Here is a 9,107-nt window from a genome sequence, read left to right on the forward strand (position 1 = left end):
CCCCCGGCCAAACACATCCACCCACCCGGGCATTTTGTGGCCGGGCCGGCGGTTGTCGGGGTGGTCGGCCTGCGTTGAGGACATCCACCCACCCGGGCATTCGGTCGCCGGGCCGGCGGTTTTCGGGGTGGCCGGCTGGTTGTTGCTGCGCCGGTGGGGTTCGGATGGCTGGGTGGCTTCGAGGGGCAGGAATCAGTCCACAGTGGACTTTTCGAGGTCGGGGTCGGGGTGCCCCGGCCGCTCGCGGAGTCGGGTCAGCAGGGTGGTCAGCTCGGTGCGCGCGGGGACCACGGTGACCGGTGTGCTGTCGAGGAAGCGCACCACGTCCTCCACCACGCGCGCCGCCCGTTCCAGACGGTCCACGTCCTCGTCGAACCGCCTGCCGGTCTCGACCCGGGCCGCCCTGGCCACGGAGAACACCTCTTCCACCACCTCTGATGACAACCCCACCAGGTCCCCGACCTCGGGCCGGCGCACCGCGTGCACCCGTACCTCCGCCGCCGCCGCGCACACGCGGCGCAGCAGCAGTACCGGTGCTCCCTCCACGTGGACGCCGGGCTCCGGTGCCGCCGCGGTGTCGAGCACCCACCAGAACCCCAGTGCCACCCCGCCGCAGAGCACCCCGACCCCGATCGACAGTGCGACCACCGCCGCCACCGCCAGCCCCGGCGGCAGCACCAGCGCGGTCGCGACCAGTCCGGCGACCCCGAGCACCCCCGCGCCGACCAGGGCGGGGGTGTGCCTGCTGGCGATCACCGGCTGCTCCTCTACAGGTTGCTGAACGCGCTGGCGAACACCTTGTCGATCTCCAGCGGCTGCTGCTGCGCGTCGTAGGACACCGCCCGGGTGGCGTCGGCGATGTCGACCATGGTGGCGCGGTCGGCGTCGACGCCGTAGGGGATGGTGTAGATCCGCACCGAGGTCTCGTTCAGCTCGGCGTTGACCCGGCCCAGCATGTCCGCCCGTGCCTGTGGGTTCGCCGGGTAGTTGGCTCCGTCGGACAGCAGCACGATCGCGTTGATGGAGGCGGGGTTGATGCTCTGCGCCATCTGGGCCTGCGCGGCGTTGACCGTGTTGTACAGGTCGGTGTTGCCCACCGCGGTCAGTCCGGCGATCGCCTGACCCAGTTGCGGTCGGACGTCACCCACCCGCGACATCGGCAGCACCTCGCGGTACCCGGTGGAGAACGTCCACAGGCCCACCTGGTCGTTGTCCCCGAGCAGGTCCAGCGCCTTGGTGACCGCCGGTTTGAGCAGCTCCAGCTTGGTCAGCTTCCCCTCCGGGGACCCGGGCCGGTCCGGCACCGCCAGGTCGTTCATCGACCCGGACACGTCCAGCACCACCAGGACCCGCGCGGTGCGCCGCGTCTTCTGCCAGCCGTTGACGATCTTGTCCAGCAGGGTCGGCGACGGCGTCCCGATCCGGGTCAGCGCCTGGTCGCCGGGCACCCCCAGGGACCGCCGCAACTGCTCGGTCGGCGGCGCCGGGTTGCCGTCGGCGTCGACCGGGAGCCGGAAGCCCGCCCCGGCGAACCGGGCGAGCTGGTCGGGTTCGCCGAGGAACGCCCGGAAGTCCTCCGCCGCGGCCCGCTGGAGCCCGGAGGTGCCCGCCAGCACGATGAACGGGTGGTCGAACACCACCGTGCCGTCCTTCGGGTAGATCGTGGTCAGCGGCCGGTTCGGCGGCGCGGGCCGGTCCTCGGCGTCCGGGTCGGCCACCTGGGCCAACCGGGCCGGGTCCGCGTTCGGCACGCCCACGTTGTAGAGGTGCACCAGTTGCTCCTGGAGCACGATGGCGCTGATGTAGGGGACCGGCTCCTTCTTCTGGTCCTCCTCGAACAGCTTCTCCGCGTACAGCGCCGCGTCGTCGCCGTAGCTGCCGACCGAGCTCTCCACCCCGTGCACGACCGCCTCGACCGCCGGGTCCTCCACCGACTGCTCGGTCAACTCCTTGCCGGTGACCGCCAGCGCCGCGGCGTGGTAGGTCGCCAGTGACGCGCCCAGCCCCGAGGAGGACAGCAGCGGGTTGTCCCGGCCCAGCACGAACTGGCCCCACTCGGGGTGCCCGTAGTCCTTCCACGGCTTCTTCGAGAACTGGATGAGGTCGTTCCACCCCGGCCGCGGGTACTGCGCCAGCAGCACGTCCGCCATCGGCTTCGGCATGGCCAGCACCACCGGGCTCGACATCAGCGACGGGGAGTCCGGCTTGAGCGCCACGCTCGGCTTCCCACCACTGCTGATCTTGCGCTCCCACAGCGACGTGCTCGGCAGCCACACCTGCGGCGCGGGCGCCCCGGTGCCCGCGGCGTCCCAGCCCTGCGCCAGCGCCGCCGCGGAGGTGCCGGAGGTCAGGCCGTGGGTGGTCACCGCGGCGCACCGGTCGTCGGCGAAGAGGCGGCCCGCGGCGTTGTAGCGGTCGGCCATCTCGGCGAGGATCTCGTCCTTCTCGGTGGAGACGCTGACCTCCAGCGGCACGCACGCGCCCTGCGGCTTCGGCGGCTCGGCCAACTCGCGCACGGTCACCACCGCGACGACGAGCACCAGCAGGCCGAGGACCATCGAGATCGCCAGCAGGGCCTTGCGCGGACCTGCCTGGGTCGGCTGCGCCATTCCACACTCCTCACCCGAGCACACCACGATGGTCGGTATCGATCATTGTGGCAGCCGCGGGTGCGGGGCGGTGGGGAATCGGCCGCTTCGGACCGGTTCCGGCTTCTCCCTCATGCCGAAGAGGGGGAGCGGTGGCCGCCGGTCGAGCACGGGTGGGGCGGTGCCCCGGACCGCGGCTCAGACGGAGTCGCTGCTCTGCCGGTCGGAGAAGACGCGCACGGCCTCGTCGACCGCTGCCAGGCGGGCCAGGCGCACCGCGTCCGACAGCGGGCGCAGGGCCTCGGCGCGGCGGCGGGCCGAGGAGGACGACAGGGCGCCGCCCGGGGCGTCCTCGCCCGCCAGGTCCAGGATCGCCGAGACCTCGTTGGCCCGTTGCAGCACCCGCAGCGCGCGCGGCGGGGTGCCCTCCGGCCACGGGGCGGCGGAGCGGTGGGCCACCCGGGCGGTGATCTCGTCGCGGACGCCCGCGCGGTGCTTGGCCACGCCCAGGCCGGTGAGCACGCCCGCCGCGACGCGCATGGCGCCGGTCAGCTCGTGCTCGGCCTCGCCCAGGGGGAGGTGTTCGGTGGCGGGGGCGTCGCCGATGTCGAAGGCGGTCCAGCGCAGGACGCCGTCGGCGGCGGCCTCGGGGACCAAGCCCAGCGGGGCGCCGTGCAGGACGACGGCCTCACCGGCGTGCAGGGCGGTGCCCGCGAACTCGCTGCGACCGCCCAGGCCGCGCACGTCGCCGGGGACCGGCAGCACCAGGCGCCCGCCGGTGACGCCCGCGCGGCGCACCGCCGCGAGCAGGGCGGCCACCTGGCCGCCCGCCTGCCCGCGCGTCGGCACGTCCAGCGACTCGGCGGTCTCCTGGCCGACGGCCACCACGTCGTGCTGCTCGGCCCAGTGCCCGAGGGCGTCCAGGACGTCGTCGGCTGCGGCGCATCCGTTCAACCAAGCCGAAACCCACACCGCGAATGTCGCACTCGGAGTTGACACGGGGACCGAGGGTACGCGACGGCCCGGGGAGACCGGGAGGCGCGGGTCAGCTCCGCTCCCTCGGCCCCAGGGCGGCGACGAGCAGCCCGCGGAACGCGTCGATGTCCCCGGTGCTCGCGAACGCGCGCCCGGGCACCGCGTGGAACGCGCCACCACCGGTGCTGAGCACGAAGCTGCGCCCGGTCTCCGCCCAGTCGGCCAGCTCGGCGAGGTCGACCTCGCTGTAGGCGGAGCCGTCGAGGGTCATCATCCGCAGCGACCGGTCGTCGACGTCGGCGGTGATGACCCGGCCCGCGATCGGGTCGCGGCGGAACGCCACCGCGGCCGCCACCCCCGGCAGCACCGCGATGACCGCCGCGCACACCACCCCGAACACCCCCGGCGGGACCTGGCCCAGCACCAGCAGCACCACCGAGAACACCCCGAGCGCGGCGGCGAACCACGGCACCCACCTGACGAACGGCACCACCGCCCGCACCCCGTCGGACCAGTCGGCAGGCACCGGTTCCCAGCGCAGCCGCAGACGCACCACCATGCCCGGGAAGCTATCGGGCCGAAACCCGGTGGGAGTCGTCGCCCCGGGAGCGGACGTGCCACGATGCCGCCATGAGCGAGCCGCGCACCGGGAAGCGGTCGAAGCTGGAGCGCGTGCGCGAGAGCTCCACCGCGACGACCCTGGAACTGTTCTTCGACCTCGTCTTCGTCTTCGCCCTGACCCAGGTCACCGCGCTGATGGCGGAGGACACCGGCGACCACGGGCAGCCCGGCGGCGGCGCGCTGCTGCGCGGTGGGCTGATCATGGCCGTGATCTGGTGGTGCTGGGTCTGCTACTCGTGGCTGTCGAACCAGGTCAAGGCCGACGAGGGGCTGGCCCGCACGGCGATGCTGGGCGCGATGGCGGCCATGTTCGCCATCGCCATCGCCATCCCGGAGTCCTTCGACGACATCCCGGGCGGCCTGGACGGGCCGGTGGTCTTCGCGTTCTGCTACCTGCTGGTGCGCGTGGTGCATCTGGTGCTGTTCTGGATCGTGGCCGACGGCGACGCCGGGCTGCGCGCCCAGCTCGTCCGCTTCGCCCCCACCATGGTCGCCGGGACCGTGCTGCTGCTCGTCGCCGCGCAGACCAGCGGCACCGCCCAGCTCCTGCTCTGGCTGGCCGCCGTGGTCGCCGACTACGGCGGCACGCTGGTCATCGGTGCCCGCGGCTGGCGGCTCAACTCCGCGTCGCACTTCGTCGAGCGGCACGGGCTGATCGTCATCATCGCCCTGGGCGAGTCGATCGTGGCCATCGGCGTCGGGGTCAACCACCTGCCCATCTCCTGGCCGATCATCGGCGGCGCGGTGCTGGGGCTGACCACCGCGGCCTGCCTGTGGTGGGCCTACTTCGACACCCACGTGATGGTCGCCGAGCGGGCGCTGGCCGCGGTCAGCGGCCACGAGCGCGCCCGGATGGCCCGCGCCGCCTTCACCTACCTGCACCTGCCGATCGTGGTCGGCGTGGTCATGCTCGCCCTCGGGTTGAAGAAGGCGCTGGGCTACCTCGGCGGCGCCGACGGCCACAGCCCCGCCGACCACCTGCACGGCGCCCCGCTGTGGGCGCTGTTCGGCGGCACCGCGCTGTACCTGCTGGCCCAGGCGGCCGTCTCCTGGCGGTGCAACCGCATGGTCAAGCCGCACCGCCTGGTCGCCGCGGCCCTGCTGGTGGGCCTGACCCCGCTGATGGGGCTGGTCCCGGTGCTGGTCGCACTGGTGGTCCTGACCGCGGTGCTGGTGGCCCTGATCGCCTTCGAGTGGGTGCACTACCGGGCCGTGCGCGCGGAGGTCCGGCACGCGCCGCACACCGGGCACGGGCACGCCCACCAGGGCTGATCGAAACCTGGAGCGCGCTCCACGTCGACCGGACGGCCGAACGTGCGTAGCGTTTCGGGGGTGACCGTTGCGAACACGCCCCCCGCCGCCCTCCCCCGCACCGCCGGAGAGCTGCGCGAGCAGGGGCACGCGCCCAAGGGCGTGAAGACCGAGATCCGCGAGAACCTGCTGGCCGCGCTGCGCGCGGGCCGCGACCCGTGGCCGGGCATCCTCGGCTTCGACAAGACCGTGCTGCCCCAGTTGGAGCGGGCGCTGCTGGCCGGGCACGACGTGGTGCTGCTCGGCGAGCGCGGCCAGGGCAAGACCCGCCTGGCCCGCACCCTGGCCGGGCTGCTGGACGAGTGGACCCCGGTGATCGAGGGGTCCGAGCTGGGCGAACACCCGCTGGAGCCGATCACCCCGCGTTCCATCCGACTCGCCGCCGAGCTGGGCGACGACCTGCCGGTGGCCTGGCGGCACCGCTCCGAGCGCTACACCGAGAAGCTGGCCACCCCGGACACCTCCGTCGGCGACCTGGTCGGCGACGTCGACCCGGTCAAGGTCGCCGAGGGCCGCACCCTGGGCGACCCCGAGACCATCCACTTCGGACTGGTGCCGCGCGCCCACCGCGGCGTGGTGACCATCAACGAGCTGCCCGACCTGGCCGAGCGCATCCAGGTGGCGCTGCTCAACGTGATGGAGGAGCGCGACATCCAGGTCCGCGGCTACACCCTGCGGCTGCCGCTGGACGTGCTGGTGGTCGCCACCGCGAACCCCGAGGACTACACCAACCGCGGCCGGATCATCACCCCGCTCAAGGACCGCTTCGGCGCCGAGGTGCGCACCCACTACCCGACCACGGTCGCCGCCGAGGTGGAGGTCATCCGGCAGGAGGCCGACCTGGTCGCCGAGGTGGGTGAGCCGCTGCTGGAGGCGCTGGCCCGGTTCGTGCGCAACCTGCGCGACTCCTCCGCGGTCGACCAGCGCTCCGGGGTGTCCGCCCGGTTCGCCGTGGCCGCCGCCGAGACCGTCGCCGCCGCCGCGCTGCGCCGCTCCGCGCTGATCGGCGAGGACCCGGCGGTGGCCCGGCCGATCGACCTGGAGGCGGTGCCCGCGGTGCTGCGCGGCAAGCTGGAGTTCGAATCCGGCGAGGAGGGCCGCGAGCAGGAGCACCTGACCCACCTGCTGCGCCGCGCGGTGTCGGAGACCGCCCGCGACCGCTTCGCCGGGCTGGACCTGCGCCCGCTGGTGGACGCCGTGGTCGACGGCAACCTGGTGGCCACCGGCGAGCGGGTGCCGGGCAGCGAGGTGCTTTCGGCGCTGCCGGAGCTGCCGGTGCTGCACGAGGTCGCGGCCCGCTTGGGCGTCGAGCCGACCGACCCGCCGGGGCGGATCGCCATGGCGGTGGAGCTGGCGCTGGAATACCTCTACCTCGGGCGCAAGCTGGCCAAGGACTCCGAGGGCGCGGGCGGGGCGGCGGTGTACGGACCGTGACGGCCGACCCCGCGGGCCGCCCTGAGTACCCGAGCTCCGACCGCTGGAACTACGGCCCCTGGCACGACGGCCCCGACCCGCTCGCGCCGCCGGTCGACCTGCGCGACGCGCTCGAGCAGCTCGGCCGCGACGTGATGAACGGCTCCTCGCCGCGCTCGGCGCTGGAGGAGCTGCTGCGCCGGGGCACCGACGGCACCCAGGGCCTCGACGACCTGACCCGGCGGCTGTGGGAGCAGCGCTCGCGCATCCAGCGCAGGAACAACCTCGACGGCACGCTCACCGAGGTCCGCGAACTGCTCGACCGCGCGCTGACCGCGGAGAAGCGGGCGCTGTTCCCCGACCCGTCCGACGACGCCCGCTTCCGGGAGGCGCAGCTCGACGCGCTGCCCACGGGTACCGCCGCCGCGGTCAACGAGCTGGCCAACTACGACTGGCAGTCCGACGAGGCGCGGGCGGCCTACGAGCAGATCCGCGACAAGCTCGGCCAGGACCTGATGGAGTCGCGGTTCCAGGGCATGAAGCAGGCCCTGGAGCAGATGTCGCCCGAGGACGTCGAGCGCATCCGCCGGATGATGGCCGACCTCAACGACCTGCTGCTGGCCCACCTGCGCGGCGACGACACCGACGAGCGGTTCCAGGCGTTCATGCGCGAGCACGGCGAGTTCTTCCCGGAGAACCCGCGCACGGTCGAAGAACTCATCGACGCGCTCGCGGCCCGGTCCGCCGCGGCGCAGCGGATGATGAATTCGATGAGCGCCGAACAGCGCGCGGAACTCGCGGAGCTGATGGGCAACGCGTTCGGCGACCCCCGGCTGGCCGAGCAGGTGTCCACACTGGACGCGAACCTGCGCGCGCTGCGGCCGGGGGAGGACTGGACCGGCTCGGCCAGGATGCGCGGGAACAACCCGCTGGGCATGGGCGAGGGCGCCCAGGCCATGCAGGACCTCGCCGAACTCGACGCGCTCGCCGAACAGCTCTCCCAGTCCTACCCCGGCGCCCGCCTGGAGGACATCGACCTGGAGGCGTTGCAGCGCCAGCTCGGCGACGAGGCCGGGGTGGACGCCCGCAGGCTCTCGGAACTGGAACGCGAGATGCGCCGGGCCGGGCTGCTCGAACGGGCCGCGGACGGGTCGCTGCAACTGTCGCCCAAGGCGCTGCGGCGCCTCGGCGAGACCGCGCTGTCGGACGTGCTCAGCGCGATGCGCTCGCGCAAGGGCGAACGCGACACCGCCAACGCGGGCGCCGCCGGGGAACCCACCGGCGCCACCCGCCCGTGGGAGTTCGGCTCCACCGAGGCCTGGGACGTCTCCCGCACGCTGCGCAACGCGGTGCTGCGCTCGGCCTCGGCGGGCGAGGCGCGCATCGGCATCGAGGTGGCCGACGTGGAGGTCGTGGAGACCGAGCAGCGGGCCAGGGCGGCGGTCGCGCTGTGCGTCGACACCTCCTGGTCGATGGTCCAGGACGACCGCTGGCTGCCGATGAAGCGGACCGCGCTGGCCCTGCACCAGCTCATCAGCACCCGGTTCCGCTCCGACGAACTGCAACTGATCACCTTCGGCAGGCAGGCCGCGACCGTCGACATCGGCGAGCTGACCGCGCTGGAGGGCGTGTGGGAGCAGGGCACCAACCTGCACCACGCGCTGCTGCTGGCGGGCAGGCACCTGCGCAGGCACCCCGGCGCCAAACCGGTCGTGCTCGTGGTCACCGACGGCGAACCCACCGCCCACCTCGAACCGGACGGGGAAGCCGAGTTCCACTACCCGCCCACCCCGCGCACCCTGCGCAAGACGCTCGCCGAGGTCGACGCCCTGGCCAAGCTGGGCGCCTCGGTCACCGTGTTCATGCTCGGCGAGGACCCGAGGTTGGCGGAGTTCGTCGACATCGTCGCCCGGCGCGGCGGCGGGCGGGTGGTCAACCCCGACATCGACGGCCTCGGCTCCGCCGTGGTCGGCGACTACCTGCGCACCCGCCGTTCAGGCAGGCGCTGACCTGGGAAGCCGGTCTTCGCGCTGGGTGGTCGGGTGTGTTTCGCCGTGTCCGCTTTGCGAAGCGCGGGGTTTGGTGGGTGTGCCCGGCTGGGTGGGTGTGCTCTGCCGTGGCTCTGGTTTCAGAACCCGGTTGTTTGTGGGTGGTGCCCGGGTGGGTGGATGTGTTTGGCCGGGGCCCCTATGGCGATCA

Annotated in this window: 7 protein-coding genes; 3 read left to right on the forward strand and 4 right to left on the reverse strand. The window is 73.4% G+C overall.

The window, feature by feature from the left end; all coding sequences use genetic code 11:
* Positions 1 to 192 precede the first annotated feature (192 nt).
* From UO65_RS32400 to UO65_RS32415, 4 genes are all read right to left on the reverse strand, one after another.
* Positions 193 to 756, reverse strand: a complete 564-nt coding sequence (locus UO65_RS32400) for a hypothetical protein (RefSeq protein ID WP_035290663.1) — start codon at positions 754 to 756, stop codon at positions 193 to 195.
* An 11-nt stretch (positions 757 to 767) separates the two neighbouring features.
* Positions 768 to 2,609 carry a vWA domain-containing protein gene (locus UO65_RS32405; protein WP_052022101.1) on the reverse strand — a complete coding sequence of 614 codons (1,842 nt, stop codon included), beginning with the start codon at positions 2,607 to 2,609 and terminating at the stop codon, positions 768 to 770.
* A gap of 177 nt (positions 2,610 to 2,786) precedes the next feature.
* On the reverse strand, positions 2,787 to 3,587 hold the full coding sequence (locus UO65_RS32410) for a hypothetical protein (protein ID WP_035290665.1): 801 nt from the start codon (positions 3,585 to 3,587) through the stop codon (positions 2,787 to 2,789).
* 46 nt (positions 3,588 to 3,633) lie between these two features.
* On the reverse strand, positions 3,634 to 4,122 hold the full coding sequence (locus UO65_RS32415; protein WP_035290667.1) for a YcxB family protein: 489 nt from the start codon (positions 4,120 to 4,122) through the stop codon (positions 3,634 to 3,636).
* Between the two features lie 71 nt (positions 4,123 to 4,193).
* Between UO65_RS32415 and UO65_RS32420 the strand changes: the two genes are divergently transcribed.
* From UO65_RS32420 to UO65_RS32430, 3 genes are read left to right on the forward strand one after another with little or no spacing between them, the layout of a single operon-like run.
* A complete protein-coding gene (locus UO65_RS32420) occupies positions 4,194 to 5,456 on the forward strand; it encodes a low temperature requirement protein A (protein ID WP_052022102.1) in 1,263 nt (420 codons plus the stop codon).
* A 60-nt stretch (positions 5,457 to 5,516) separates the two neighbouring features.
* Positions 5,517 to 6,929, forward strand: a complete 1,413-nt coding sequence (locus UO65_RS32425; protein ID WP_035290669.1) for an ATP-binding protein — start codon at positions 5,517 to 5,519, stop codon at positions 6,927 to 6,929.
* Positions 6,926 to 8,917, forward strand: a complete 1,992-nt coding sequence (locus UO65_RS32430) for a vWA domain-containing protein (protein WP_052022103.1) — start codon at positions 6,926 to 6,928, stop codon at positions 8,915 to 8,917. The genes UO65_RS32425 and UO65_RS32430 overlap by 4 nt, the downstream gene beginning before the upstream one ends.
* The last annotated feature ends 190 nt before the right edge of the window (positions 8,918 to 9,107 follow it).

The organism is Actinokineospora spheciospongiae (genome assembly GCF_000564855.1).
GTDB classification, from domain to species: Bacteria; Actinomycetota; Actinomycetes; order Mycobacteriales; family Pseudonocardiaceae; genus Actinokineospora; species Actinokineospora spheciospongiae.

Excerpts from the sequence above, each read along its gene's own strand:
- UO65_RS32405 (WP_052022101.1), bottom strand. The coding sequence starts at position 2,609 with ATGGCGCAGCCGACCCAGGCAGGTCCGCGCAAGGCCCTGCTGGCGATC.
- UO65_RS32415 (WP_035290667.1), bottom strand. The coding sequence starts at position 4,122 with ATGGTGGTGCGTCTGCGGCTGCGCTGGGAACCGGTGCCTGCCGACTGG.
- UO65_RS32420 (WP_052022102.1), top strand. The coding sequence starts at position 4,194 with ATGAGCGAGCCGCGCACCGGGAAGCGGTCGAAGCTGGAGCGCGTGCGC.